This window comes from Roseateles subflavus, from assembly GCF_030285365.1.
GTDB lineage: Bacteria > Pseudomonadota > Gammaproteobacteria > Burkholderiales > Burkholderiaceae_C > Roseateles_B > Roseateles_B subflavus.
Map to the genome: position 1 here is coordinate 178,240 of NZ_JASVDS010000003.1, position 25,124 is coordinate 203,363.

At 69.7% G+C, this 25,124-nt stretch carries 20 protein-coding genes; 11 read left to right on the forward strand and 9 right to left on the reverse strand.

Features of this window, described 5'->3' with window-relative positions; all coding sequences use genetic code 11:
• Positions 1 to 20 precede the first annotated feature (20 nt).
• Entirely contained in the window at positions 21 to 1,565 is a 1,545-nt protein-coding gene (locus tag QRD43_RS11810) for a methyl-accepting chemotaxis protein (protein WP_285982682.1), read from the reverse strand.
• A 184-nt stretch (positions 1,566 to 1,749) separates the two neighbouring features.
• Positions 1,750 to 3,315 carry a methyl-accepting chemotaxis protein gene (locus QRD43_RS11815; protein WP_285982683.1) on the reverse strand — a complete coding sequence of 522 codons (1,566 nt, stop codon included), beginning with the start codon at positions 3,313 to 3,315 and terminating at the stop codon, positions 1,750 to 1,752.
• A 263-nt stretch (positions 3,316 to 3,578) separates the two neighbouring features.
• Here QRD43_RS11815 and QRD43_RS11820 point away from each other — a divergent pair, with 263 nt between their 5' ends.
• The 8 genes from QRD43_RS11820 (at position 3,579) to QRD43_RS11855 (ending at position 12,528) form a co-directional block, all read left to right on the forward strand.
• Positions 3,579 to 4,757 carry an isovaleryl-CoA dehydrogenase gene (locus tag QRD43_RS11820; protein ID WP_285982684.1) on the forward strand — a complete coding sequence of 393 codons (1,179 nt, stop codon included), beginning with the start codon at positions 3,579 to 3,581 and terminating at the stop codon, positions 4,755 to 4,757.
• A gap of 90 nt (positions 4,758 to 4,847) precedes the next feature.
• On the forward strand, positions 4,848 to 5,519 hold the full coding sequence (gene can, locus QRD43_RS11825; protein WP_285982685.1) for a carbonate dehydratase: 672 nt from the start codon (positions 4,848 to 4,850) through the stop codon (positions 5,517 to 5,519).
• Between the two features lie 31 nt (positions 5,520 to 5,550).
• Positions 5,551 to 7,362 (forward strand): bifunctional isocitrate dehydrogenase kinase/phosphatase, encoded by a 1,812-nt coding sequence (gene aceK, locus QRD43_RS11830; protein WP_285982686.1) that lies wholly within the window; start codon positions 5,551 to 5,553, stop codon positions 7,360 to 7,362.
• A gap of 29 nt (positions 7,363 to 7,391) precedes the next feature.
• Positions 7,392 to 8,570, forward strand: coding sequence for an acetyl-CoA C-acyltransferase (locus QRD43_RS11835; protein ID WP_285982687.1), 1,179 nt, complete (start codon positions 7,392 to 7,394; stop codon positions 8,568 to 8,570).
• 96 nt (positions 8,571 to 8,666) lie between these two features.
• The gene (locus QRD43_RS11840; protein ID WP_285982688.1) at positions 8,667 to 9,335 is read left to right on the forward strand and encodes an SDR family oxidoreductase; all 669 of its coding nucleotides are present in this window, start codon (positions 8,667 to 8,669) and stop codon (positions 9,333 to 9,335) included.
• A gap of 81 nt (positions 9,336 to 9,416) precedes the next feature.
• On the forward strand, positions 9,417 to 10,547 hold the full coding sequence (locus tag QRD43_RS11845; protein ID WP_285982689.1) for an acyl-CoA dehydrogenase family protein: 1,131 nt from the start codon (positions 9,417 to 9,419) through the stop codon (positions 10,545 to 10,547).
• 164 nt (positions 10,548 to 10,711) lie between these two features.
• On the forward strand, positions 10,712 to 11,776 hold the full coding sequence (locus tag QRD43_RS11850) for a methyl-accepting chemotaxis protein (protein WP_285982690.1): 1,065 nt from the start codon (positions 10,712 to 10,714) through the stop codon (positions 11,774 to 11,776).
• 98 nt (positions 11,777 to 11,874) lie between these two features.
• Positions 11,875 to 12,528 (forward strand): 2-hydroxychromene-2-carboxylate isomerase, encoded by a 654-nt coding sequence (locus QRD43_RS11855; protein ID WP_285982691.1) that lies wholly within the window; start codon positions 11,875 to 11,877, stop codon positions 12,526 to 12,528.
• A gap of 84 nt (positions 12,529 to 12,612) precedes the next feature.
• On the opposite strand, the gene QRD43_RS11860 is transcribed toward QRD43_RS11855, so the two are convergent.
• The 4 genes from QRD43_RS11860 to QRD43_RS11875 all read right to left on the reverse strand — a co-directional run bounded on the left by QRD43_RS11860 (position 12,613) and on the right by QRD43_RS11875 (position 18,896).
• A complete protein-coding gene (locus tag QRD43_RS11860; protein WP_285982692.1) occupies positions 12,613 to 13,398 on the reverse strand; it encodes a hypothetical protein in 786 nt (261 codons plus the stop codon).
• 11 nt (positions 13,399 to 13,409) lie between these two features.
• Positions 13,410 to 13,976, reverse strand: a complete 567-nt coding sequence (locus QRD43_RS11865; RefSeq protein ID WP_285982693.1) for a neutral zinc metallopeptidase — start codon at positions 13,974 to 13,976, stop codon at positions 13,410 to 13,412.
• A gap of 240 nt (positions 13,977 to 14,216) precedes the next feature.
• Positions 14,217 to 15,188, reverse strand: a complete 972-nt coding sequence (locus tag QRD43_RS11870) for a hypothetical protein (protein WP_285982694.1) — start codon at positions 15,186 to 15,188, stop codon at positions 14,217 to 14,219.
• A 108-nt stretch (positions 15,189 to 15,296) separates the two neighbouring features.
• Positions 15,297 to 18,896 carry an indolepyruvate ferredoxin oxidoreductase family protein gene (locus tag QRD43_RS11875; protein WP_285982695.1) on the reverse strand — a complete coding sequence of 1,200 codons (3,600 nt, stop codon included), beginning with the start codon at positions 18,894 to 18,896 and terminating at the stop codon, positions 15,297 to 15,299.
• Positions 18,897 to 19,026: 130 nt separating this feature from the next.
• Between QRD43_RS11875 and QRD43_RS11880 the strand changes: the two genes are divergently transcribed.
• Positions 19,027 to 19,497 carry an Lrp/AsnC family transcriptional regulator gene (locus tag QRD43_RS11880; RefSeq protein ID WP_285982696.1) on the forward strand — a complete coding sequence of 157 codons (471 nt, stop codon included), beginning with the start codon at positions 19,027 to 19,029 and terminating at the stop codon, positions 19,495 to 19,497.
• Between the two features lie 7 nt (positions 19,498 to 19,504).
• On the opposite strand, the gene QRD43_RS11885 is transcribed toward QRD43_RS11880, so the two are convergent.
• Positions 19,505 to 20,308: a DUF4399 domain-containing protein gene (locus QRD43_RS11885; protein WP_434063868.1), complete on the reverse strand. Its 804-nt coding sequence runs from the start codon at positions 20,306 to 20,308 to the stop codon at positions 19,505 to 19,507.
• Between the two features lie 194 nt (positions 20,309 to 20,502).
• Between QRD43_RS11885 and QRD43_RS11890 the strand changes: the two genes are divergently transcribed.
• A complete protein-coding gene (locus QRD43_RS11890; protein WP_285982697.1) occupies positions 20,503 to 21,180 on the forward strand; it encodes a CBS domain-containing protein in 678 nt (225 codons plus the stop codon).
• A 21-nt stretch (positions 21,181 to 21,201) separates the two neighbouring features.
• On the opposite strand, the gene QRD43_RS11895 is transcribed toward QRD43_RS11890, so the two are convergent.
• Positions 21,202 to 22,914, reverse strand: coding sequence for a putative bifunctional diguanylate cyclase/phosphodiesterase (locus QRD43_RS11895; protein WP_285982698.1), 1,713 nt, complete (start codon positions 22,912 to 22,914; stop codon positions 21,202 to 21,204).
• A 187-nt stretch (positions 22,915 to 23,101) separates the two neighbouring features.
• Here QRD43_RS11895 and QRD43_RS11900 point away from each other — a divergent pair, with 187 nt between their 5' ends.
• Positions 23,102 to 23,704 (forward strand): protein phosphatase CheZ, encoded by a 603-nt coding sequence (locus QRD43_RS11900; protein ID WP_285982699.1) that lies wholly within the window; start codon positions 23,102 to 23,104, stop codon positions 23,702 to 23,704.
• 9 nt (positions 23,705 to 23,713) lie between these two features.
• On the opposite strand, the gene QRD43_RS11905 is transcribed toward QRD43_RS11900, so the two are convergent.
• Positions 23,714 to 24,550, reverse strand: a complete 837-nt coding sequence (locus QRD43_RS11905) for a M90 family metallopeptidase (protein WP_285982700.1) — start codon at positions 24,548 to 24,550, stop codon at positions 23,714 to 23,716.
• Positions 24,551 to 25,124 lie beyond the last annotated feature (574 nt).

Below are 25,124 nucleotides of genomic sequence, written 5' to 3' on the forward strand. Positions count from 1 at the left end.
TCAGCGCCCGCCCATGGGCTTCAGCAGAACACCCGGGCCGCCGCACTCAGCCGCTCGGTACGCTCCTTCAGCTGACCGGACGCGCTCACCGACTGCGCCACGAGCGCGGCGTTCTGCCCCGTCATCTGGTCCAGCTGGGCCACGGCCTGGCTGATCTGACCCAGCCCCTGCGCCTGCTCCTGGGTGGACAGGCTGATCCCGGCGATGAGCCCGGCCAGGTCCCGCACCTCCTCGACGATGCCCTGCATGGTGCGGCCGGTGGCATCGGCCACCTCGGTGCCGGAGGCCACCTGCTCGGCGCTGCGCGCGATCATGCCGCGGATCTCCCGCGCTGCCTCGCCGGCCCGTTGGGCCAGCACGCGCACCTCGCCTGCCACGACCGCGAAGCCACGGCCCTGCTCGCCGGCCCGCGCGGCCTCGACCGCGGCATTGAGGGCGAGGATGTTGGTCTGGAACGCGATGCTGTCGATGAGCCCGATGATGGGCGCGATGCGGCGGCTGGACTCGCTGATGCCGGCCATCGTCGCGACCATGGCCTCGACCTGCTCGCCGCCGCGGCGCGCGTTTTCACGGGCCTCGGCGATGAGCTGGGCGGCGCGCGCGGCCGACGCGGCATTGGCGCTCACCGCGGCGCTGAGCTGGTCCATCGAGGCGGCCGTCTGCTGGAGATGGGAGGCGGCCTGCTCGGTCCGGGCATGCAGGTCCTCGTGTCCCAGGCGCATGTCCTGGCTGGCGGCATCCATGCCGCGCGTCTGGTGCTGGACGTCACCGCTCAGGGCCCGCAGGTTCAGCCCGACCTGGTTGAGCGCGCGCAGGGCCTGGCCCATGGCGTCGCTGCGGGCGGGCTGCCGGGCCTCGTCGGTGCGTCCGGCGGCCAGGGCCTGGACGCGGTACTGCAGCGTGTGCATCGGCCGCACCAGCTGCCAGTCCTGCCAGGCGAGCGCCGCGAGGAGCAGCGCGCCCGTGCCGAGGGCCGTCAGCAGAAGGGCCGAACCGGCCACCCCGCCCAGCGCCGTGCCGGCCAGTCCGCCCAGCCAGAGCAGCAGCGGCGGCAGCGCGCAGCGGGCGCGCCAGGGCAGGGTGTGCGCCAGTGCCACCGGGCTCCAGCGCCAGCGGGGCAGTACCCAGCCGCGATGCAGGCGCGGCGCGGTGCTGCCGCCCTCGCGGAAGATGGCGTACAGCTGCTCGGCGGCCTGCACTTCGCCGGCCTCGGGCCGGGTGCGGACCGAGACATAGCCCAGCAGGCGGCCGTCCCGGTGGAGCGGCGTGACGTTGGCCTTGACCCAGTAGTGGTCGCCGTTCTTGCGTCGGTTCTTCACGAGCCCGGTCCAGGCGTGGCCCGCCTTCAGACTGGTCCAGAGATCGCTGAAGGCCGCCGCCGGCATGTCCGGGTGCCGGACCAGGTTGTGGGGCTGCCCCAGCAGCTCCTCGATGGAGAAGCCGCTGGCCTCGCTGAAGGCGGCATTGGCGTAGGTGATGCGCCCCTGCGGGTCCGTCACGGACATCAGGGTGGCCTCGGCGGGCACTTCGTAGGCGCGCTGGGTGACGGGGAGGTTCTGGCGCATGGGCATGGGTCCTTCAGGAAGGCGCCATGCTAGGCAGCGGTTTGCCGCCGATCCATGATCTGGGGCAAGTTTGAGGAGCCTCGCGGCGTCCCCCGGGCCGCGCGTGACGCACCGCACGCGGCGGTGCTGGCGCGTCGAGGAAGGGCGCCGGCGCGCCCGGCCGGGTGGGGCCGGGCGGGGCGCCTCAGCCCAGGCGGAAGGCGGCGATGGCCTCCGAGAGCTGATGCGCCTGATCGCGCATGGACTGCGCGGCGGCGGCGGACTCCTCGACCAGGGCCGCGTTCTGCTGCGTCATCTGGTCCAGCTGGGCGACCGCCTGGTTGACCTGCTGGATGCCGTCACGCTGCTCGGCGGAGGCGGCGGCGATCTCGCCGATCAGGTCCGCGACCCGGCTGACGCTGCTGGTGATGTCCTGCATGGCCTGGCCCGTGCTCTGCACCAGGCTGGCCCCCTGTTCCACGTTGGCGACCGACGTGCCGATCAGCGTCTTGATCTCGCGCGCCGCCTCGGCGCTGCGCTGGGCCAGCGAGCGCACCTCGCCCGCCACCACAGCGAAGCCGCGGCCCTGCTCGCCCGCGCGGGCGGCTTCCACGGCGGCGTTCAGCGCCAGGATGTTGGTCTGGAAGGCGATGCCGTCGATCACGCCGATGATGTCGCCGATCTTGCGCGAGCTCTCGGTGATGCTGGCCATGCTCTGCGTGACTTGCCCCACCACCTGGCCGCCGCGCTGGGCCGCCTCGGCGGCCGACACGGCGAGCTGGTTGGCCTGGCGCGCGGTGTCCGCCGACTGGCTCACCGCCCCGTTCATCTCCTCCATGGAGCTGGCGGTCTCTTCAAGATTGGACGCGGTCTGCTCGGTGCGGGCCGACAGGTCGTGGTTGCCCTGGGCGATCTCGCCGGCCGCGGTGCTGATGGAGTCTCCGGCGGCCCGCAGCTGGCTCATCGTGCCGTTCAAGGCCTGCACCATGTGCTGCAGCTGCCCCAGCAGGCTGTGCTCGTCGGCCTTGCGGCCGCTGCTGCGCAGGTCTCCGGCCGCCACCGCGCGCATGGCGTCCATGGCCTCGGCCGGCTCGCCGCCCAGCTGCTGCAGGACGCTGCGGGTGATGACCCAGCCGATGAAGCCTACGCCCGCGAACACCGCGAGCCCGAGGCCCAGGCGGGTGAGGGCGGCAGACCAGACGAGCGCCTTGACGTCATCCATGTAGAGGCCGGAACCCACCATCCAGTTCCATTCGGGCACTGCCATCACGAACTGCAGCTTGGGGACGGGCTCGGTCTTGCCGGGCCGGGGGAACTGGGTGTCGACGAAGGCCCGGCCGTCGCGGCTGGCCCGCAGGCCGTCGATCATGTCGCGGATGGTGAAGCGGCCGTCGGCATCCTTGAGCTTGTCCACCATGTTCTGACCGGCCCATTCCGGCTTGATGGGGTGCATCACGCTGACGCCGTCCTGGGTCCAGGCGTAGAGGTACTCCGTCTTGCCGTCGGCGCCGCCGTAGCGCGCCTGGCGGATGGCCTCCTTGGCGGCGGCCTGGGCGGCCTCCGGGCTGAGCTTGCCGCTGGCGGCCTGCTGGCGGTAGCCGTCCACCACATGGAAGACCGACTGCACGGCGGTCTGCAGCATCTCCCGTCGGCTGCCCATGATCTCGACATAGGTCTGGTAGGTGGTCAGCAGCAGCAAGACCATCACCCCCAACATGGCGCTGATTGTCAGCAGCGCGATGCGACGCTTGAAGGACCATTGGTTCAGCATGTCTATCTCCTCTGCGGTCGGCACCGCGAGGGGGCCGCCGTCATTGTTCGTGGTGCGTCCAGCCAGTGTCCGGCACTTTCGTATTTGCTTGAAATGTTGAGAACGGTTGCATCGAATGTCCTGCGACCTTTGGCACACCTGGCTAGAATTGACGTTTACGTAAACGTAAAGTTGCGCCCGGCACGGAAGATGCGGGGCGCCGGCCTGGATGCGCCCCGAAAGCCGGGTGCGCCGGCCCTGGACAACCTGCCTCGGAGACTGAGATGAACCTGCCCGGCCTGAATTTCCAACTTGGTGAAGACATCGACGCGCTGCGCGACGCCGTGCGCGACTTTGCGCAGGCCGAGATCGCCCCGCGTGCCGCCGAGATCGACCGCAACGACCAGTTCCCGATGGACCTGTGGCGCAAGATGGGCGAGCTGGGCGTGCTGGGCATCACCGTGCCGGAGCAGTACGGCGGCGCCAACATGGGCTACCTCGCCCACATGGTGGCGATGGAGGAGATCAGCCGCGCCAGCGCCTCGGTGGGCCTGTCCTACGGCGCGCACAGCAATCTGTGCGTGAACCAGATCAACCGCAACGGCAACGAGGCGCAAAAGGCCAAGTACCTGCCCAAGCTGATCAGCGGTGAGCACGTGGGGGCGCTGGCCATGAGCGAGCCGGGCGCCGGCTCGGACGTCATCAGCATGAAGCTCAAGGCCGAGGACAAGGGCGGCTACTACGTCCTGAACGGCAACAAGATGTGGATCACCAACGGCCCCGACGCCGACACCCTGGTGGTCTACGCCAAGACCGAGCCCGAGCTGGGCGCGCGCGGCGTCACGGCCTTCCTGATCGAGAAGGGCATGAAGGGCTTCTCGATCGCGCAGAAGCTGGACAAGCTGGGCATGCGCGGCAGCCACACCGGCGAGCTGGTGTTCGAGAACGTGGAAGTGCCGGCCGAGAACGTGCTGGGGGCCGTCAACAGCGGCGCCAAGGTGCTGATGTCGGGCCTGGACTACGAGCGCGCCGTGCTGACCGGCGGCCCGCTGGGCATCATGCAGTCGGTGATGGACAACGTGATCCCCTACATCCACGACCGCAAGCAGTTCGGCCAGAGCATCGGCGAGTTCCAGCTGATCCAGGGCAAGGTCGCCGACATGTACACCGTGCTGCAGGCCGCCCGCTCCTTCGCCTACACCGTGGCCAAGAACCTCGACATGCTGGGCACCGACCATGTGCGCCAGGTGCGCAAGGACTGCGCCTCCGTCATCCTGTGGACCGCCGAGAAGGCGACCTGGATGGCCGGCGAGGGCGTGCAGATCTTCGGCGGCAACGGCTACATCAACGAATACCCGCTGGGCCGCCTGTGGCGCGATGCCAAGCTGTACGAGATCGGTGCCGGCACCTCGGAGATCCGCCGCATGCTGATCGGCCGCGAACTCTTCGCCGAGACGATGTGATGCCTCGCCGGGGGCCGGCAAGCCCCCGGAACGAAGTCAGCCTTGCCCAATGGGCAGGGCTGGACCGCCCCACGATTCGACAATGCGGCCATGAGCACCGAACTGCAAGAACTGCTGGAAAGCAACAAGCGCTGGGCGTCCGAGACCGAGACGCGCGAGCCCGGCTTCTTCTCGCGCCTGCTGAAGCAGCAGACGCCGGAGTACCTCTGGATCGGTTGCGCCGACAGCCGCGTGCCGGCCAACGAGCTGGTCAACCTGCTGCCGGGCGAGCTCTTCGTGCACCGCAATGTCGCGAACGTGGTGGTGCACTCGGACCTCAACTGCCTCTCGGTGATGCAGTTCGCCGTGGACTCGCTGAAGGTCAAGCACATCATCGTGGTCGGCCACTCCAACTGCGGCGGCGTGAAGGCCGCGCTGCTGGACCAGCGCGTGGGCCTCGTCGACAACTGGCTGCGCCACGTGCAGGACGTGCGCAACCACCACCTCGAGTGGCTGGACACCCTGGACGAGCGCCAGCGCGTCAACGCCCTGTGCGAGCTCAACGTGCTGGAGCAGGCCCGCAACGCCTGCCAGACCACGGTCGTGCAGGACGCCTGGGCCCGCGGGCAGGAAGTCGTGGTGCACGGCTGGGTCTACGGCCTGCACAACGGCCTGCTGGAGGACCTGCGGATCACCGTCGGCGCGCCCGAGCAACTGGCCTCGGCGTTCCAGAAGGCCTTGACCGCCGTCAAGCAGCGCTACGAAGCGGCCCGCGTAAGCTGAGCGCCTCGCCGCAGCCCGAAGGCCGACCGTCATGTTTCCGCAGCAGCTCACCGACTCTCGCGCCCACCTGATCGCGCAAGCCCTGCTGGGCGGCTTCAACAAGCACTACCGGCTCTTTCGCGCGACCACGGCCGAGGCCAAGAAGCGCTTCGAGCGGGCGGACTGGCACGGGCAGCAGAAGGCGCAGGCGCAGCGGATCGAGTTCTATGACAAGCGGGTGGACGAGGCCGTCGAGATGCTCGAGGCCGAGTTCCAGGTCAGCCGGCTGCCCATGACCGTGTGGCAGCAGGTGAAGCTGCACTACATCGGCCTGCTGACCAACCACCTGCAGCCCGAGCTGGCCGAGACCTTCTTCAACTCGGCCTGCACGCGCATCCTGCACCACGGCTACTTCCACAACGACTTCATCTTCGTGCGGCCGGCCGTCTCGACGGAATACATCGAGAACGAGGAGCCCGCCGCCACGCCGACGTTCCGCTGCTACTACCCCACGCGGGAGACGCTGCGGGACACGATGATCCGCATCGTCCACAACTTCCAGCTGGCCCGCGACTTCGAGGACCTCGGCCGTGACGTCGACAGCGTGCTCGGCGCCGTGCAGCGCGAACTCGGGCTGTTCCGCTGGCGCACCAACTTCCAGATCCAGGTGCTCTCCAGCCTGTTCTACCGGAACAAGGGCGCCTACCTCGTCGGCAAGATCATCAACGGCTTCACCGAGACGCCCTTCGCGCTGCCCATCCTGCACAACGACAAGGGCTTCCTCTACATCGACGCCGCCCTCTTCGGCGAGGACGACCTGCTGATGCTCTTCAGCTTCGCGCGGGCCTACTTCATGGTCGATGCCGAGGTGCCGAGCGCCTACGTGCAGTTCCTGCGCTCGCTGATGCCGCGCAAGCCGCGCGCCGAGCTCTACAGCGCCATCGGCCTGCAGAAGCACGGCAAGAACCTGTTCTACCGCGACTTCCTCAACCACCTGCGCCACTCCTCGGACAAGTTCCGCATCGCCCCCGGCATCAAGGGCATGGTGATGCTGGTGTTCGACCTGCCGAGCTATCCCTTCGTCTTCAAGCTCATCAAGGACTACTTCCCGCCGCAGAAGGAGACGACGCGCGAGCTCATCCAGAGCAAGTACCTGCTCGTGAAGCAGCACGACCGGGTGGGCCGCATGGCGGACACGCTGGAGTACAGCAACGTCGCCTTCCCGCGCTACCGCTTCGAGGAGGAGCTCATCAAGGAGCTCAAGACCTTCTGCCCGAGCCTGGTCGAGGAGAAGGGCGAGGACCTGATCCTGAAGCACGTGTACATCGAGCGCCGCATGGTGCCGCTCAACATCTACATCCAGGAAGCCACGCCGCAGCAGCTGGAGCATGCCGTCGTCGAGTACGGCAACGCCATCAAGGACCTGGTGGCCGCCAACATCTTCCCCGGCGACATGCTCTGGAAGAACTTCGGCGTGACCCGCCACGGCAAGGTCGTGTTCTACGACTACGACGAGATCGAATACCTCACCGACTGCAACTTCCGCAAGGTGCCGACGCCGCGCACCGAAGAGGAGGAGCTCTCGGGCGAGGTCTGGTACGCCGTCGGCCCGCGCGACGTGTTCCCCGAGACCTTCGGCCCCTTCCTGCTGGGCCATCCGGGCGTGCGCGAGCTCTTCATGCGCCACCACGCCGACCTGCTCGACGCCGGCTTCTGGCAGGGGCACAAGGAGCGCATCCTGGCCGGCCACGTGCACGACGTCTTTCCCTACGATGCGCACAAGCGCTTCCAAGCCCAGCACGCGGGCGCAGCGATCCCGGCGCGGCCGGCCGAGCCGCTGGACCGCGAGCTGCCCATCCAATAACCCCTTGAGTCCATTCCAGGAGAGCCTCCATGTCCGACTCCATCGTCATCGTCTCCGCTGCCCGCACGCCCATCGGTGGCCTGCTGGGTGACTTCTCCAACCTTGCCGCCTGGGAGCTGGGCGCCGTGGCCATCAAGGCCGCCGTCGAGCGCGCCGGCGTGCCCGCCGATGCCATCCAGGAAGCCTTCATCGGCAACTGCCTGATGGCCGGCCAGGGCCAGGCCCCCGCCCGCCAGGCCGTGCTCAAGGCCGGCCTGCCGCAGTCCGTCGGTGCCGTGACCCTGTCCAAGATGTGCGGCGCCGGCATGCGCGCCGTCATGTTCGCGCATGACACCCTGAAGGCCGAGAGCGCCGACATCCTCATCGCCGGCGGCATGGAATCCATGACCAATGCCCCGCACCTGATGTTCGCGCGCAAGGGCGTGAAGTACGGGGCCGCGCAGATGTACGACCACATGGCCCTGGACGGCCTGGAAGACGCCTACGAGCGCGGCAAGGCCATGGGCGTGTTCGCCGAGCAGTGCGTCAGCAAGTACGCCTTCACCCGAGAGGCTCAGGACCAGTTCGCCATCGCCTCGACCGAGCGTTCCAAGAAGGCCAACGAGGACGGCAGCTTCGCCTGGGAGATGGCGCCCGTCACGCTGGCGGGCAAGGCCGGTGACGTCGTGATCGGCCGTGACGAGCAGCCCTTCAAGGCCAAGCTGGACAAGATCCCCGGCCTGAAGCCCGCCTTCAAGAAGGACGGCACCATCACCGCCGCCACCTCGTCCAGCATCTCCGACGGCGCCGCCGCCCTGGTGCTGATGCGCGAGAGCACCGCCGCCAAGATGGGTCTGACGCCCGTGGCCCGCATCGTGGGCACGGCCGTGCACGCCAACGCGCCCGAGTGGTTCACCACCGCCCCGGTCGGCGCCATCCAGAAGCTGCTGGCCAAGAACGGCTGGGAGGCCAAGAGCGTGGACCTGTGGGAAGTCAACGAGGCCTTCGCCGCCGTGACCATGGCCGCCATGGCCGAGTTCAAGCTGCCGCACGAGATCGTCAACGTCAACGGCGGCGCCGTGGCGCTGGGCCACCCGATCGGCGCCTCCGGTGCCCGCATCCTGGTGACCCTGCTGGGCGCGCTGAAGCATCGTGGCCTGAAGCGCGGCGTGGCCTCGCTGTGCATCGGTGGTGGCGAAGCCACGGCCGTGGGCGTCGAACTCATCTGAAGCTGAGGGTCGGGTCTTGCCCCGGCCCCACGAGGCGCGGCCACCGGCTGAGGTCCGGACCGCGCCTTCCTTTTTGACGCCCCCGAGGCGACACCCATGAAGCATGTCCTGATCATCGGCGCCTCCCGCGGCCTGGGCCTGGAGTTCGTGCGCCAGTACCGCGAGGCGGGCGACCGCGTCGTGGCCACGGCCCGCAGTGACGAGGGCCTGGCCGCGCTCCAGGCCCTGGGCGCCAAGGCGCTGCGGCTGGACGTGGCCAGCGTGGCCAGCTGCGCCGGCCTGGCCTGGCAGATCGACGGCGAGGCCTTTGACGAGGTGGTGCTCAATGCCGGCGTCTTCGGTGCGCGCACCGACGGCCTGGTCACCCCGTCGGAGGCTGTCTTCGACGAGGTCATGCACACCAATGTGCTGGGCCCCATGCGCCTGCTGCCGCAGCTGATGGACAGCCTGGCGCCGCAGGCGCGCGTGGCGATGATCTCGTCCATCATGGGCTCACTGGCATTGAGGGAGAACAGCCATGGCTGGCTCTACCGTGCCTCCAAGGCCGCGCTGAACTCGGTGATGCGGGACGCCGCCCTGGAGCTCGCCGGCCGCGCCATCTGCGTGAGCCTGCATCCCGGCTGGGTGCGCACCGACATGGGCGGCGCCGGCGCCGACATCGACCCTGCCACCAGCATCGGCGGCATGCGCGCCTTGCTGGCCCGGCTGCAGCCGTCCGACAATGGCGGCTTCTTCAATTTCGACGGCCAGCCCCTGGCCTGGTGAGGCGCTCACGAGGCGCCTCGTCCTCGTTTCCCGACGATCCACGGATCCCCCGATTTCCCCGTCCCCCGGAGTACCCCTCTCATGCTGCTCAGTGAAGACCATCGTGCCGTGCAGGACGCCGTGCGCGCCTTTGTGCAAGACCAGATCGCGCCCAAGGCGGCCGAGTGGGACAAGAGCCACCACTTCCCCGCCGAGGAGCTGAAGGGCCTGGCCTCGCTGGGCTGCTACGGCGTGGCCGTGCCCACCGAGTACGACGGTGCGGGCCTCGACTACCTTGCCCTGGCCATCATCCTCGAGGAGATCGGGGCTGGCGACGGCGCCACCTCGACCGTGGTGAGCGTCAACAACTGCCCGGTGTGCTCGATCCTGATGGCCTTTGCCAACGAGGAGCAGAAGCAGGAGTTCCTCAAGCCCCTGGCCCGCGGCGACATGCTCGGCGCCTTCTGTCTCACCGAGCCGCATGTGGGCTCCGAGGCCGGCGGGCTCAAGACCACCGCGGTCCGCGAGGGCGATGAGTACGTGCTCAATGGCGTCAAGCAGTTCATCACCAGCGGCAAGAACGGCGACGTCGCCATCGTGATGGCCGTGACCGACAAGGCCGCCGGCAAGAAGGGCATCAGCGCCTTCCTCGTGCCCACCCGGACGCCCGGCTACACCGTCGCGCGCATTGAGGACAAGATGGGCCAGCACGCCAGCGACACCGCCCAGATCCTGTTCGAGAACTGCCGCATCCCCGCGCGTTACCGACTGGGCGAGGAAGGCCAGGGCCTGAAGATCGCGCTGTCCGGCCTGGAGGGGGGGCGCATCGGCATCGCCAGCCAGAGCGTGGGCATGGCGCGCGCGGCCTTCGAGGCGGCACTGAAGTACAGCAAGGAGCGCGTTGCCTTCGGCGTGCCCATCTTCGAGCACCAGGCCATGCAGCACAAGCTGGCCGACATGGCCACGCAGATCGAGGCCGCGCGCCAGCTGATCTGGCATGCCGCCAGCCTGAAGGACGCCGGCCAGCCCTGCCTGAAGGAAGCGGCCATGGCGAAGCTCTTTGCCTCCGAGATGGCCGAGAAGGTCTGCTCGGCGGCCATCCAGATCCACGGCGGCTATGGCTATGTGAGCGACTTCCCCGTCGAGCGCATCTACCGCGATGTGCGCGTGACCCAGATCTACGAGGGCACGTCCGAAGTGCAGAAGATCCTGATCGGCCGCGCGCTGGTCTGAGGCACGCCCCGCCCCTCCCCTCGAAGGCGGGCTCAGTCCCGCCTTTTTTCACGCTTGCGCCGGATCAGCGCCTCGCCCGGGCCGCGTGTCGCCCGTCGGCTGGATAGGCTCCAGGCCTTGAGTCGAATTCTTTGGAGGTGGCGATGCTGTGGGCTGGATTGACGATGAAGCAGCGGGTGCTGCTGAACGTGGCCCTGAACGTGGGGCTTCAGGCGTGGGTGGTGGGCGGCCTGCTGGGCGGCCTCGGACGCGGCACGCTGATCACCGGCAGCCTGCTGCTCGGTGCTCTGGTGGTGTGGCTGTACCTGGACAGCGCCAGCGGCACTGCGGACTTCATGAAGCACCTGATGTCCGGCGTGCAGCGCGTGAGCGCGGGCGACCTGAGCGAGGACATCCGCATCGAGGGTGCCGCCTCGGCCAAGGAGGGCCTGCGCGTGATGCAGGGGCTGCAGGAGAACCTGCGCCAGGTCATGGGCACGCTGCACGATGGCGCCGAGCAGGTGAACACCGCCGCCAGCGAGATCGCGGCCGGCAACCAGGACCTCAGCCAGCGCACCGAGCAGGGCAGCGCCGACCTCCAGGCCGCGGCCAGCTCCATGCGCAACATGACGGAGGCGGCCCGCCACAGCAGCGAGGCCATGGACGAGGCCAGCCAGCTGGCTCAGCAGACGAGCCAGCAGGCGCGGCAGAGCGGCGATGTCGTCGGCCGGGCCGTGTCCGCGATGAGCGGCGTGAGCCACTCCAGCCGCAAGATCGCCGACATCATCGGGGTCATTGACGGCATCGCGTTCCAGACCAACATCCTGGCGCTGAACGCCGCGGTGGAGGCCGCCCGAGCGGGCGAGCAGGGCCGTGGCTTCGCCGTGGTCGCGGGTGAGGTGCGCTCGCTGGCCCAGCGCAGTGCCGAGGCCGCCAAGGAGATCAAGAGCCTGATCACCAGCTCCGTGGAGCAGGTCGATGCGGGCTCCGGCCTGGTCAACGATGCCGGGCAACGCATGCAGGAGGTCGTGGGCAGCATCGAGCGCGTGGCCGCGCTGATCGCGGACGCCACGCAGCTGGCGCGCACCCAGAGCAGCGGCCTGCGCGAGGTCGCCGACTCCGTCGACCGGCTTGACCAGTCCATGCAGCAGAACGCGGCGCTGGTCGAGGAGGGCGCCGCGGCGGCCGAGAGCCTCAAGAGCCAGGCCCACCGACTGAACGAGCTGGTGCGCGGCTTCCGGCTGCGCTGAGCGCGCCCGTCGGCGCGCGTGCAGCCTCGGTGCGGCACGCGCGCCAAACCGGTGAAAGCCCGGCTGCGGGCGTCACGCAGATCGCCTAAGGTCGCGAGATGCATGAATCTCCCTTTGCCGCCCGCTCGGGCAGTCCCGCGCGGCCCCCGATCCAGTTCTACTTCGACTTCTCGTCGCCCTATGCCTACATCGCGTCGGAGTGGATCGACGCCGTCGCGGCTCGCCACGGGCGCACGGTGCAATGGCAGGCCATCCTGCTGGGCGTGACCTTCCAGGCCGCCGAGTTGAAGCCGCCGGTGGCGCACCCGATCAAGCGGGATTACGCGCTGCGCGACTTCGAGCGCTCCGCTCACTTCGCCGGCTTGCCGTACCGCCAGCCCGAGACCTTCCCCATCCCCACGCAGAACGCCGCCCGGGTGTTCTGGTGGCTGCATGACACCCAGGGCGCGTCGCAGGCCGTGGGCTTTGCGCGGGCCGGTCTGCGGGCCTACTTCACGCGTGGCGTGGTGCTCAGCGACCCCGCGCAGCTGCGGGCGCTCCTGGCCGAGCTGGGCCTGGACGCCGATGCGGCCGAGCAGGCCTGGCAGGACCAGACCTGGAAGCAGCGCCTGCGGGGTGTCAACGAGGCGGCCGTGGCGGCCGGTGTGTTCGGGGCGCCCTTCTTCATGATCGACGGCGAACCCTTCTGGGGCAACGACCGCCAGCCACAGATCGAGCGCTGGCTGGCGCGCGGGCCCTTCACGCGGCTCTGAACGCCCCCGTCTGAACGCGCACCGTCGGGCCGCCATGAAAAACGGCAGCCGCGGGGGCTGCCGTCGAGGGGGGAAGGTCGCGACTCAACCCTTGTTCTGGCGTCGCGCTTCCAGTTCCGCCCACAGGCTGTCGGCCATGCGCGTGGCCTCGCTGCGCTGGGCGTCGTTCAGCTGCTGGTAGTCCTTGGTCTTCAGCAGCCAGTCGGCGCTGAGCGTGTCCCCCGACCGACGGGCGACCAGGTTCCAGGCGGCGGCATCCAGCGGCCGCTTCTCCAGCAGATAGGACTCCGAGATGATGGACGCCGCATGCAGGTTGCCGCGCACATAGGCCTGGCGCAGGGCCTCGCGGGCCGCTTCGCGGTAGGGGTAGCCCGCCTCGAAGTCGGGGTCCTGCGGCTTGCCGTCCAGGGCGAAGAGATAGCGCTCGGCCAGATGCGTCAGCGCCTGGCGGTCACCGGCCTCGGCGGCCTGCCGCAGCGTCGCCAGCGTCATCTGGTAGTAGCGCTGGTCGATGTGGTAGCCCAGCTGGCGCAGGGCCTCGGCCTCGGCCCGCTGCTGCGGGGTCTCCGGCTGGATGTCGGGGGGCGGCATGCCCGGCACGCTGCCGGTCGTGCCGCCCTGGCCCGCGGCCATCCAGACCTGCTGACCGGAGGCGTCAGCCCCCGGCGCCTGCGCGGCACTGGCCGGCAGCGGGCGGAACAGGTCCGCCAGACCGGTGTTGAGCCCCGCGTTGCGCTGGGCCGCCTCGGCTTTGGCGCGGGCCTGGGCCTCCTCGGCACGCGCGGCCTCACGTTCATCCAGCCAGTGCCAGCTGACGAACGTGAGCCCCGTGACGACCAGGGCGGCCAGCCCGAGATGCTTGGGGCTCATGGTCCCGCCCCTTACAGGCTCAGGCAGCGGCCGAGGCCGTTGGCGTAGCCGTAGCGCGCGTAGTAGTCGCGCTGCGCCGGAGAGCCGTGCGTGGAGTAGTCCGCGGCGGCGCGGGCCGAACGGACGGCGGACTCGATGAAGGCCGGGTAGCCCAGCGAGGTCTGCGCGTACTTGGCGAAGGTGCCGGCCACGCAGTCGGCCTGCAGCTCCTGCATCGGCGCCTGCTTGTAGATGCCGCGCGTGAACTGGATGCTGTGGCCCCACTCATGGGCGATGATGAACTTGGCCACGTAGTTGCCGTAGCTGTTCTCCTGGCCCTGCAGGAAGCGCACGCCCACGCTGATGGTGTAGGGGCCGCAGGCCACGGCATTGCCGGGGACGCCCTCGCCGCAGGCGTTGCGGTCCACGTACACCGTCGGGCGTGCGTAGCCGCCCAGCTGGCCGCGGATCTCGGTGGCCGAGTTCTGGATGTAGGTGTTGTTGACGGTGGCCGCCTGGGCGCCCAGGGCGCTCAGGGCCAGCGCGGTCACGACGCCCAGGGTGCGGGCGATGGGGGACTTCAGAAGTTTCGTGTGCATATCTGCCTCGTACAGATGGATGGATGATTCGGGCCTTGCGACCCGGCTGTTATGGAGCGCATGCCGCACAACTTCTGCATGCGCAAGCGGGAGTGTGGTGGCCGAGCGGGCCCAAGGGCTCGGGGTTTGCCAGCAGAGATCGGGCGCAACCCTATTGGCAGTTCTTCCAGGGTGGGCGGCCGGATGCCGCGGGCCTTCACGGGCCTCCACGGGGTCGAGCGGCGCGGGACGGCGGGGGCGTCAGCCGCGGGCGGGCAGGGGCTGCCGGGCCTTCGGCGGTGCCAGCGGCGCCAGCAGTTTCTGCCAGACCAGCGGGTGCCACAGGCCACGCTCGTGCAGCGGCATGCCATCCGGCAGGTCGGGATTGGGCAGGCGGAACCAGAGCCGCTTCTCCAGCTGCGCGCGCTGGACCTGCCGCCCGAGATGCGTCTCGAACAGCGCCGCGAAGCTGCCGTCGGCCAGGCACTGCGTCCAGCCGGCCCGCAGGCGATCGGCCAGCGCCGGCAGGCGGGTGTTGACGAAGAAGCCGTAGATCGAGGGATAGGCGATGCACCAGCCGTCGAGCACGGCGAGCTCCGGGTGGGCATCGACGATGGCATGGGCCTCGTCGGCGGCCAGCAGGAAGATGTCGAAGCGGCGCAGCTTCAGCATCGCGGGGAAGGCTTCGAGCGTCTGGACGGCTTCCAGCTTGAAGCCGTTGCCGGCGAGCACGCGGGCATCCGGCCAGTGGCTCACCTGGCCGAAGCGGTAGGTGCGCAGCGCCAGCGCGTGGCGCAGACCCTCGAACTCCTGGCGACGCTCCGCCAGCACCACCGGCAGCCGCACGCCATTCACACCGCGCCGCAGGCAGATCGGCAGGCTGATGCCGGCGTCCTGGCGGCTGCGCGAGCACATGCTGGCCCAGACGTCGATATCCCCGGCCCGCAGCTGCGCGAGGGCGCGGCTCTGGGTGGTGGAGCTCAGGTCCGTGCGGAGCTCGTAGCCACCGTGGCTGCTGCGGGTGCGGTCGAGCAGCAGGCGAAGCACCTGCAGGCGGTAGGGGTCCGGCTCATCGGTATCCGACATGTTGTGCCGGATCACCGACGTCGTCGCGGCGGGCGGCTGGGCCCGCGGCCGTGGCGGCGCCAAGGCCAGTCCCGTCGCGAGCCCTGCACGGCAGGCCGTCGCCAGCAACTGGCGGCGCAGGGGGCAGGCGAGGTCGTGCAGTGGCATGGCGGAAGGGGCGCTGCCGGCAGGATAGCGCCGGAGCCGGCCGAAGTGACCGCGGGGCGGTCCTTCGGTGCGGACTTGTACCGCTGGCCGGACGGCGCGAACCCGGCCTTACAGCTCGGCCACGCCCTTGATCCGGATCGGTGCCGCGCTGGCCACCGGGCTGGCGTCCTGCACCTTGCCCTGCAGTCGATCCAGCAAGTCCTTCCATTGCGCGCGGGCCGTCACCACATTGGCCAGCTTGACGTGGCCGTAGCCACGGATCTTCTCGGGCAGGCGGGCCAGGGCCAGCATCAGCTCGTAGCGCGGCTTCTCGAGGCCGGGCTGCAGCAGCGGCAGGATCTCGCGGCGCAGCAGCTGCTCGTAGTCGGCCAGCAGCTGGCGCTCCATGCGGCGTTCCTCGGTCTTGCCGAAGACGTCCAGCCAGCTGCCGCGCAGGCCCTTGAGACCGGCCAGCACCTTCAAGGCCGAGAAGGTCCAGCTGCCCAGCTCGATCTTCTTCGCGCGACCATCGGCGCCGGGCTTGGAGACCAGGGGCGGGGCCATGTGGAAGGACAGGCGGTCGAAGGACTGGAACTGCTCCTTCAGCGCCTGCTCGAAGCGGCCGTCGGTGTAGAGGCGGGCGACCTCGTACTCGTCCTTGATGGCCATGAGCTTGGCGAGGTAGCGCGCCACGGCCTTGGACAGGCGCTCGCCCTGGCCCAGCTCGCCCAGGCGGCCCTCGGCCAGGCGGATCTCCTGCACGAGGGCGAGGTAGCGCTGGGCGTAGGCGGCGTCCTGGTAGTCGGTCAGGAAGCGCAGGCGGCGGCTGATGAGGCCGTCTTCGCCATCGAGCTTGTCCTGGCCCAGCAGCAGCTGCACCGGCGTTGCCTCGGGCTGGCCGGCCAGGCGGCGCAGGGCCTCGGGCGCGGCAATGGCCAGGCGGCCCAGCGCGAAGGCCGTCTTGTTGCCGTCCACGGCCACGCCGTTGAGCTCGATGGCACGCATGAGCGCCGCAAAGCTCACCGGGATCAGGCCGCGCTGCCAGCAGGCTCCCAGCATGATGATGTTGCTGGGCATGGTGTCGCCCATCAGCGTCTGGGCGATGGACTGGGCGTCGATCGTGTCGAGCAGCTCGTCCGAACCGCCGACGGCATGCTGCATCTTCGCGAGCAGGCCCAGGCCCTGCAGGCTGGCGTCCGGGTTGCGCACGAAGGCGGCGGTGGGCAGCTCGTGGGTGTTGGCCAGGATCACGGTGCGGCCGGGCTTGACGGTGCCCAGGGCATCGGGCGAGGCGCCCACCACCATGTCGCAGGCCAGCAGCACGTCGGCCTGCTGGGTGTCGATGCGGACCTGGTTGAGCAGGTCCTGCGTCGGCGCCACGCGCACGAAGGACAGCACCGAGCCGCCCTTTTGCGCAAAGCCCATGAAGTCGAGCACGGAGGCCTGCTTGCCTTCCAGATGGGCCGCCATCGAAACGAGCGCGCCCACGGTCACCACGCCGGTGCCGCCCACGCCGGTCACCAGCATGTCGAAGGGGCCCGTCCACTGCCAGGCGGCGGGCGGCTGGATGGCGTCGATCTCGCGCGCCAGATCGGCGGCGGTGAAGCCCGAGCCGACCTTCTTCTTCAGCTGGGCGCCGTGCACCGAGACGAAGCTCGGGCAGAAGCCGTTGACGCAGCTGAAGTCCTTGTTGCAGCTGCTCTGCTCGATCGCACGCTTGCGGCCCCAGTCGGTCTCGACCGGCACGACCGACAGGCAGTTGCTGGCCTGTCCGCAGTCCCCGCAGCCCTCGCAGACGGCCTCGTTGATGAAGACGCGCTTGGGCGGGTCGTAGAACTCGCCCTTCTTGCGGCGGCGGCGCTTCTCGGCGGCGCAGGTCTGGTCGTAGATCAGCACCGTCACGCCCTCGATCTCGCGCAGCTCGCGCTGCACGGCGTCGAGGTCGGCCCGCGGATGGAAGGTGGTCTTGGGCGGGAAGAGGCCCTCGTGGCCCACGTACTTCTCGGGCTCGTCGGACACCACGGCGAGGCGCTTCACGCCCTCGGCTTCCACCTGGCGCGCGATCTGGGGCACGCTGGTCGTGCCGTCCACCGGCTGGCCGCCGGTCATGGCCACGGCGTCGTTGTAGAGGATCTTGTAGGTGATGTTCGCCCGCGCCGCGATGGCCTGGCGGATGGCCAGGTAGCCGGAGTGGTAGTAGGTGCCGTCACCCAGGTTCTGGAAGACGTGCTTCTCCGTGGTGAAGCGGCTGTGCGCCGCCCAGTCCACGCCCTCGGCGCCCATCTGGATCAGGCCGGAGGTGCCGCGCTCCATCCAGCTGGCCATGAAGTGGCAGCCGATGCCGGCCAGCGCACGCGAGCCCTCGGGCAGCTTGGTCGAGGTGTTGTGCGGGCAGCCCGAGCAGAAGTAGGGCTGACGGCGCACGCCATCGGCCTCGTTGGAGAGCAGGCAGGGCGTGAGGAAGTCCACCACCAGATGGCGGCGGTCCAGGGCCGGGTTGAGGCGGGCCAGCCAGTCCGCCACCGTGGCCATGATGCGTGAGGGGCGCAGCTCGCCGAGCGCGGAAAGCACCGCGGCCCCGTGCTCATCGGTCTTGCCGACCACGCGCGGGCGCTGGGCATCGGGCAGGTGGTACAGCAGCTCCTTGATCTGGCGCTCGACCACCGGAGCCTTCTCCTCGATCACCAGCATGTCGGTGAGGCCCTGCGCGAACTCGCGCATCCGCGTGGGCTCCAGCGGGAAGACGAGGCCGACCTTGTAGACGCGCACGCCGGCCGCGGCCAGGGCGTTGGGGTCCAGATCGAGGCGGCGCAGCACCTCCATGAAGTCGTAGTGCGCCTTGCCCACGGTCACGATGCCCAGCGTGGCGCGCGGGCTGGTGACGATGTGCTTGTCGATGGAATTCAGCTTGGCGAAGGCCAGCACGGCGTCCAGCTTGTGGGCCAGGCGCGACTCGAGGTCCAGCGAAGGCAGGTCGACCTGGCGGATGTGCAGATTCGTCGGTGCGACGTAGTCGACGGGCAGCTCGAAGTCCAGCGGTACGCGGTCCAGGTCCACCGTCATGCCGGACTCCACCACCTCGGAGATGGCCTTGAAGCCGACCCAGGCGCCCGAGAAGCGCGACAGCGCCCAGCCGTACAGACCGAACTCGAGGTACTCCGCCACATTGCCCGGATGGACGATGGGCATGCTCCAGGCCTGCAGCGCGAGGTCGCTCTGGTGCGGGGTGGAGGAGGAGACGCAGCCGTGGTCGTCCCCGCACACCACCAGCACGCCGCCCTGCGTGGACGTGCCGTAGACGTTGCCGTGCTTGAGCGCGTCACCGGAGCGGTCCACGCCGGGGCCCTTGCCGTACCACATGGCGAAGACGCCATCGACCGTGCGCTTGGGGTCGAGCGCCACGCGCTGCACGCCCAGGCAGGCGGTGGCGGCCAGGTCTTCGTTGATGGCGGGCAGGAAGTTCACCTGGGCCGCGTCGAGGAATTTCTTGGCCTTCCACAGCTGCTGATCGACCATGCCCAGCGGCGAGCCGCGGTAGCCGGAGACGAAGCCCGCGGTCTTCAGGCCGTTGCGCTCGTCGAGCGCCTTCTGGGCCAGCAGCAGGCGCACCAGGGCCTGCGTGCCGGTGAGGAAGACCTGGCCAGTGGCGGCGCTGAGGTTGTCCGACAGCTTGTAGGGGCGCAGCGCCGGCACATCGGGGCGCGGGGCGGGCGTGAGGGCATCGGACATGGGGGTCTCCTGGCGCGGGTTCTTGTAGGGAAAACTGCGCGAGATTTTTGGCGAGCCCTGGCAGTGTTTGTTTCTTCAATTCCCCCTGTCAAGCGGGTGAATGAGAGAATTCATCTCAAGGAGGCTTGATATGGAGTCGGAACGTTTCGATCGGGCGACGCGCCAGATCCTGGAGGCGCTGCAGGCGGACGCCCGCCTGTCCACGCAGGCGCTGGCCGAGCGGGTGGGGCTGTCGGCCACGCCGGTATGGCGTCGCGTGAAGGAGCTGGAGGACAGCGGGGTGATCCGCCGCCACGTGGCCCTGGTGGACCGCGAGAAGCTGGGGCTGTCGATCTGCGTGCTGGCCAACGTCAGCCTCGTGAGGCACAGCGAGGGGGCGGTCGAGCAGTTCGAGCAGCTCGTGCTGACGAGCCGCGAGATCATCGAGTGCCACGGCATCACGGGCGAGGCGGACTACGTGATCAAGGTCGTCGTGCCGGACATGAAGGCCTACGACCAGTTCCTGCAGAGCAAGGTCTTCAAGGTGCCGGGCGTGGCCAGCGTGCGCAGCAACGTGGTGCTGCGCGAGGTGAAGTACGAGACGGCGCTGCCGGTCGGCTGAGGCCCGTTCAGAGCGCGCCGACGCGCAGCGCGGCCGGCTCGCTGGTGTGCAGCACCTTGCCGGGCTCCAGGTTGTCGACGAACTCCAGCTTCAGCGTGTAGCGGCCCTTGGGCGGACGCAGCCAGGCCTCCGTCTCGCCCCCCGCGAAGTCCATCAGCTCGGCGGCGCGGCCCTCGGGCTGGACCTGCAGTCGGAAGTGCCCCGTGCCCTTTTCCTTGAGCGCCTGGTGCGACACGTTCAGCGCCGAGGCATGGAAGAGCACCTGCACGGGCGTGTTCTCGCCCACCTCCGCCTGCACCGGCCGCACGGAGATGCCCGGCTTCTGCAGGGACGCCGGGTCGATGTCCTTGCGCTGCGCCGTCACCGTCACCTTGATGGGCTTGCTGTAGACGAAGTTCGGCACGTGCCGGTGGTCGGCCAGCACGAGGCGCAGCGTGTAGACCCCCGGCTGCAGGTTCAGCGCCGTTTCCATCTGGCCCTTGCCGAAGTGGATGTACTGCTCGGTGAAGGGCAGGGGCTTGGAGAAGTCCAGCGGCAGGTCGCGGTTGATCAGCAGGTGGTGGTGGCCGGTGTGGGCCTGCGCCTTGGTGATCGGGGCGATGCCGAAGCCCGTGAGACCGAAGCGCACGAGGTAGGGCGTCTCGATGCGGGCGCCGTCCTCGAGGTTCGTGAAGTGGGCCGACTTCTCCATGCGCGGCGCCTGCGTGAGCCAGGGGTGGCTCGTGGCGGCCCCGGCGGGCAGGGCCGATGCCAGCAGTAAGGCGGTCAGGGCGGCGGAACAGAAGGCGGCAAGGGCGGGGCGGCGCGGCATGGAGGCTCCAGGGCGCGCATGCGCCGGAAAATGACCGCGAAGTGTAGTGGGCCGCCGTGACGCCCGCGTGGGCGCACCTCCAATCATGGGGTCAGGTTTTGCCTCTTGCGATCCCAGCCTTTTCCTGGGGGCAAGGCTGGCATGGACAATGCGGTCTGACCCTGCCGTTCCTGCGGCAGGCTGCGGAGGTGTCCATGTTCACGGTCTATGGTCTTGCGGGGCGCGTCGTCAGTGGTGACATCGAGCAGCTGGCACGGTCCGATGCCGTGCAGGCGCTGGCCCGGGTGCGTGCGGCGGCGGCGGTCGGGCGCGGCGCGGAGGTGGCCGGCGCGGCGCTGCAGCCGGTGCAGGCCGGCCTGACGTCCCAGTCCGAGGCGCGGCCGGTGGTGGTGCGTCAGGCCCTGGCGCAGTACGAGGGCGCGCCGGACCGCGAGCATCCGCTGTCCCGGGTCCGCGCGGTGATGAGCAGCCCCGCCTTCTGCCTGTCCGGCGGCATGAGCATCGACGAGGCCTGGCAGGCGCTGCAGCGCCGGGGCCTGGGCCAGGCGCCCGTGCTGTCGGCGGATGGCCGCCTCATCGGCCTGCTGCTGCGCGGCGAGCTGCTGCCGCCGTCGTTGATGGGGTCGGCCGACCTGCCCAATCCCTGGCACTGGCAGCACCTGCTCACCGAGACGGTCGAGCAGCACATGCTCTCGCCCGTGCCGGGCGCCAGCCCGCAGACCTCGCTGCGGCAGCTCGCGCGGCTGTTGCTGGACCTGCGCCTGCCGGGGCTGCCCGTGGTGGACGAGGCCGGCGGCGTGACGGGCTTTGTCTCGCGCAGCGACCTGCTCAAGGCGCTGGCCCACGAGCCGCCGCTCGATCTCTGGGGCTGAGGCGCCTCGGCCGCGGGTGGCTCAGCGCCGCTGGCGCGACTGCAGCCAGGCGGGGTACTCCGCCGAAGGCATGGCGGCCGCGTAGAGCCAGCCCTGGGCGGACTGCACGCCGATGTCCCGCAGGAAGGCCTCCTGCGAGATGGTCTCCACGCCCTCGGCCACGATGCTCAGGTTGAGCTCCTTGGCCACGCTCACCACCGACTTCATCAGCGCCTCGCTGCGCTCCTGCTCGGGGCCGGACTTGAGGAAGGAACGGTCCAGCTTGATGACGTCGATGGGCAGCCGGGCCAGCATGGCCAGCGAGGAGAAGCCCGTCCCGAAGTCATCGAGATAGACCTTGTAGCCGAGGCCCCGGCACTCCTGCATGAAGGCGGCCGTGCGTGCCTGGTCGCCAATGACGCTGCTCTCGGTGAGCTCCACGTCCAGCAGGCCGTGCGCCGCGCGCTGGCATTCGGACAGCCAGCGCAGCAGGTCGGCGTCCTGGAACTGCCGTGCGCTGATGTTGACGGCGATGCGGGTGGGCAGACCCAGGGCGCGCCACTGCGCGGCCTGGGAGGCCGCACTGACGATGACCCAGCGGCCGATGGCGGAGATCTGGCCGTTGTCCTCGGCGCGGGCGATGAAGAGGTCCGGGCGGATGAGGCCGCGTTTCGGGTGCCGCCAGCGCAGCAGGGCCTCGACGCCGAGGCAGTGCCCGGTGCGCAGGTCGAGCTTGGGCTGGTAGTGCAGTTCCAGCTGCTGGAGCTCCAGCGCCTTGCGCAGGTGATGGTCCAGCCACAGCCGCTCGCGGGCGCGCTGCTGCATGCGGGGGTCGTAGACGCGCTGCGTGCGGCCGCCGTCCTCCTGGGCGCTGTGCAGCGCGGTGTCGGCATTGCGCAGCAGTTCTTCCAGCTCGGCGCCGTGCAGCGGGTGGCAGGCGATGCCGATGCTCACGGGCACCACGAGCTCGGTCCGCTTGAGGCTCAGGGGCTGCGTGAAGCGCTGCAGCACCATGCGGCCCAGACGCTGCATTTCCTCGATGCCGCCCGGGCCGGGCATCAGGACGGTGAACTCGACGCCCAGCGAGCGCGCCACGACAGCGGGCGCGGGCAGCAGGGTCTTGAGCGCGCTGGCCACGGCCACGAGCACCTCGTCGGCGCCGTCCGGGCCGAAGTTGTCACGCAGCAGGCTGAAGTCGCGCGGCTTGATGGCGAGCAGGCCGAACTCCTCGCGCCGCTCGATCAGGCTCAGCAGGCGCTCGCGCAAGGCGTAGCGGCTGATGAGGCCGGTGAGCTCGTCCTCGTAGACCAGCGTGTGCAGGACTTCGTTCTGCAGCTCCTGGCTCTCGCTGCCCGTGCCAACACCGGCATCCGGGCCGAGGTCCGTGCCGCACAGCACGAGCTGGCGCCGCGCCGGCCCGGCGCTGTGCAGACGCTGGATCTGCCAAAGATAGAGGTGGTCCCCCTCGGGGGTCGGACAGCGCAGCTCGTCCTGCCACAGCGGGTCGGGCTGCCCGGCAGCCTTGGCGAGCTGGGACAGCAGGGGCGCCGGCAGGGAATGCAGGGTGCTCACGGCGCAGCCTCGCAGCTGGCTCGGGCGCAGCCCGGTCAGCGCACCGAAGCCGGCATTGGCCTGGCTGATGCGGCCCTGCTCGTCCACGAGGGCGAGGGCCAGCCCCTGCAGCTCGCTCAGGGCGTGATCCAGTGGCCCGGCGTCGCGCGGGAGGCGCTCGGAGGCGATCGGGGAGGGACTCATGACAGCTAGGTGCCCGTGCTGGCCAGTTTGGGCGCAGTATCGCCCGCGATCCAAAAGCGAAGTGTGTGATTTGTCGTGCAAATGGCGGCTTTCGTGGGCGCGGGGCTGGCGTGCCGGGGGACTACGATGCCGGGGTGCGGCAGGCGATGGGCCTGATCGCCACCCAGGGAACAGCACGATCACCGCCATGTCAGACGACCCGATTCGCCCGGAGCCGGCCCGTGACCAGGCCCTGCACAGCGAGCTGAGCGCGGAGGCGCTGCGGGTGCTGCACAAGGTCGTCGAGGAACTGCCGGACGCCTGCGAGCGCCTGCGCTATGTGCAGGAGATGACCGAGCAGGCGGCGAACAAGGTGCTGAACCTGGTCGAGAAGGCCCAGAGCGATGCCGGCGAGGTGGCCAGGAAGGGCCAGGATCTGGCCGAGGCCCTGGAGCGCCTGGCATCCTCCGACGACATGAGCGTGGATCGCGCCCGGGCGATGATGCGGCTGTGCGCGGCCTACGCCCGCCAGGCGAGCGGCTTCGGCGAGCGCGAGCAGGGCCTGCACACCGAGCTGATGCTGGCCCAGGGATTCCAGGATCTGTCGGGGCAGGTGATCAACAAGGTCATCGGCATGCTGGATCGGGTGGAGAGCCCGCTGCAGCAGCTGCTGGCAAGCTCCGAGCCGCCCGCGGCGGCAGAGGAAGCCAGCGTTGCCGGTTCCAGCGCGGCGCTGGAAGGCGTGCAGACGCCCGACAAGGCGCTCAAGCAGGACGACGTGGACGACCTCCTGGCCTCGCTGGGCTTCTGAACGCCCGCGCTAGCTGAGCAGCCCGCTCTGCCAGTGGCGGGTCTGCAGCCCGTAGTAGCTGGCCAGCAGCGCATACAGACGCGGGTGCACGCGGGCCAGGTCCTCGCCCTGCTCGAAGAAGCTCTCGCTGGCCACGGCGAAGAACTCGGCCTCGTCCGTCGCGGCGTAGGGGTCGAGCAGCGTCGGCGCCCCCATGGCCAGCGCCTGTCTCAGCGCCTGGAACTCCCGCTGCATCACGTCGGCCCAGTGCGCATGCGCCTCGCGGCTGCCCAGCGGGGGCGCGCCGTTGGCCCGGCCATTGGCCTGGTCGAGCTGGTGGGCGAATTCGTGGATCACCACATTGCGCCCGTCGTGCGGCGCCCGCGCGCCGGCCAGCACGTCCTGCCAGGACAGGATCACCTGCCCCTGCTGCCAGGACTCGCCGCTGAGCCAGTCACGCCGCTCCATCTGCACGCCCGCCCCGAGGTCATGCACGCGCTGCACCGCGAAGGCCGCCGGGTAGACCACCACCTGGCTGAGCTGCGGATAGACGCCGCGGGCATGGCCCAGCAGCGGCAGGCAGGCCTGGGCGGCGATCAGCACCTTCATGGCCGTGCTGACGTTGAACCCGGCGCTGCCGATGACCGGCTTCTCGGCCACGAAGACCTGGATCAGCTGCTGGAGCCGGCGTTGCTGGGGCGGACTCAGGCGGCGGTACAGCGGCCACTCACGCCGCAGCAGGCTGCGCCAGGCGGCCGGGAACGGGGCCGCCATCCAGCGCTGGCGCCGGCGCCGGCGCTGCCAGGGGGGCAGCAGGAGCAGGGCCAGGGCGAGCAGACCCAGGAGGCTGAGGAGCAAGAGCGGCATGGCGGCGTCGAATTTCGCGTGAAGCGACGCAGGTGGGGCCGGCGATGTCCACTGCAAGGGGCGGCGCGCCGCTTCGGCGGAGGGGCGGGCGACGGCGGGGGGGGGGGCGCTGCCCCGTTCCGGTGCGTCGCGGTGCAGGGATGCCCCCGTCTGGCCCGGATCGCACCCCGGGCGGTCGCCTGCACGCAGACCACTTGAATCCAGCCCGGCGCGGGTGAGGCGTCGTCGCCACACTTTGCAACACTCGCGACCTTTTGGGGGCTTCCACTAGCTGGCCGGCGGGGCCCTGCTGCCAGAATTCGGCCCAGGCTCATCCGTGCATTGGCTGGCCGCCCGTCGTCCGCACTGTCATCTGTCTTGCACATGGCCGCGGCACACTGGGCGCCGGCCCGTCGATGACGCCAGGCGGCGTCGTGGCCGACAGGCTCCGGTGGTGCCGCTTCTGTCCATGCGGTCCGGCGGGCGTCTGCCCGGCACGGGCCGGTACCGGAGTGACTCCCGCATGCGTTTTTTTGTGCTGAGTCCGGTGAGCGAAAACGTTTGGCTTTTTGAGAAACCGAGAAGTAAAACGTTT

Bases quoted from the DNA above. Each gene is read 5' to 3' on its own strand.
- QRD43_RS11810 (WP_285982682.1), bottom strand. From the start codon at position 1,565: ATGCGCCAGAACCTCCCCGTCACCCAGCGCGCCTACGAAGTGCCCGCC.
- QRD43_RS11815 (WP_285982683.1), bottom strand. From the start codon at position 3,315: ATGCTGAACCAATGGTCCTTCAAGCGTCGCATCGCGCTGCTGACAATC.
- QRD43_RS11820 (WP_285982684.1), top strand. From the start codon at position 3,579: ATGAACCTGCCCGGCCTGAATTTCCAACTTGGTGAAGACATCGACGCG.
- can (WP_285982685.1), top strand. From the start codon at position 4,848: ATGAGCACCGAACTGCAAGAACTGCTGGAAAGCAACAAGCGCTGGGCG.
- aceK (WP_285982686.1), top strand. From the start codon at position 5,551: ATGTTTCCGCAGCAGCTCACCGACTCTCGCGCCCACCTGATCGCGCAA.
- QRD43_RS11835 (WP_285982687.1), top strand. From the start codon at position 7,392: ATGTCCGACTCCATCGTCATCGTCTCCGCTGCCCGCACGCCCATCGGT.
- QRD43_RS11840 (WP_285982688.1), top strand. From the start codon at position 8,667: ATGAAGCATGTCCTGATCATCGGCGCCTCCCGCGGCCTGGGCCTGGAG.
- QRD43_RS11845 (WP_285982689.1), top strand. From the start codon at position 9,417: ATGCTGCTCAGTGAAGACCATCGTGCCGTGCAGGACGCCGTGCGCGCC.
- QRD43_RS11850 (WP_285982690.1), top strand. From the start codon at position 10,712: ATGAAGCAGCGGGTGCTGCTGAACGTGGCCCTGAACGTGGGGCTTCAG.
- QRD43_RS11855 (WP_285982691.1), top strand. From the start codon at position 11,875: ATGCATGAATCTCCCTTTGCCGCCCGCTCGGGCAGTCCCGCGCGGCCC.
- QRD43_RS11860 (WP_285982692.1), bottom strand. From the start codon at position 13,398: ATGAGCCCCAAGCATCTCGGGCTGGCCGCCCTGGTCGTCACGGGGCTC.
- QRD43_RS11865 (WP_285982693.1), bottom strand. From the start codon at position 13,976: ATGCACACGAAACTTCTGAAGTCCCCCATCGCCCGCACCCTGGGCGTC.
- QRD43_RS11870 (WP_285982694.1), bottom strand. From the start codon at position 15,188: ATGCCACTGCACGACCTCGCCTGCCCCCTGCGCCGCCAGTTGCTGGCG.
- QRD43_RS11875 (WP_285982695.1), bottom strand. From the start codon at position 18,896: ATGTCCGATGCCCTCACGCCCGCCCCGCGCCCCGATGTGCCGGCGCTG.
- QRD43_RS11880 (WP_285982696.1), top strand. From the start codon at position 19,027: ATGGAGTCGGAACGTTTCGATCGGGCGACGCGCCAGATCCTGGAGGCG.
- QRD43_RS11885 (WP_434063868.1), bottom strand. From the start codon at position 20,308: ATGCCGCGCCGCCCCGCCCTTGCCGCCTTCTGTTCCGCCGCCCTGACC.
- QRD43_RS11890 (WP_285982697.1), top strand. From the start codon at position 20,503: ATGTTCACGGTCTATGGTCTTGCGGGGCGCGTCGTCAGTGGTGACATC.
- QRD43_RS11895 (WP_285982698.1), bottom strand. From the start codon at position 22,914: ATGAGTCCCTCCCCGATCGCCTCCGAGCGCCTCCCGCGCGACGCCGGG.
- QRD43_RS11900 (WP_285982699.1), top strand. From the start codon at position 23,102: ATGTCAGACGACCCGATTCGCCCGGAGCCGGCCCGTGACCAGGCCCTG.
- QRD43_RS11905 (WP_285982700.1), bottom strand. From the start codon at position 24,550: ATGCCGCTCTTGCTCCTCAGCCTCCTGGGTCTGCTCGCCCTGGCCCTG.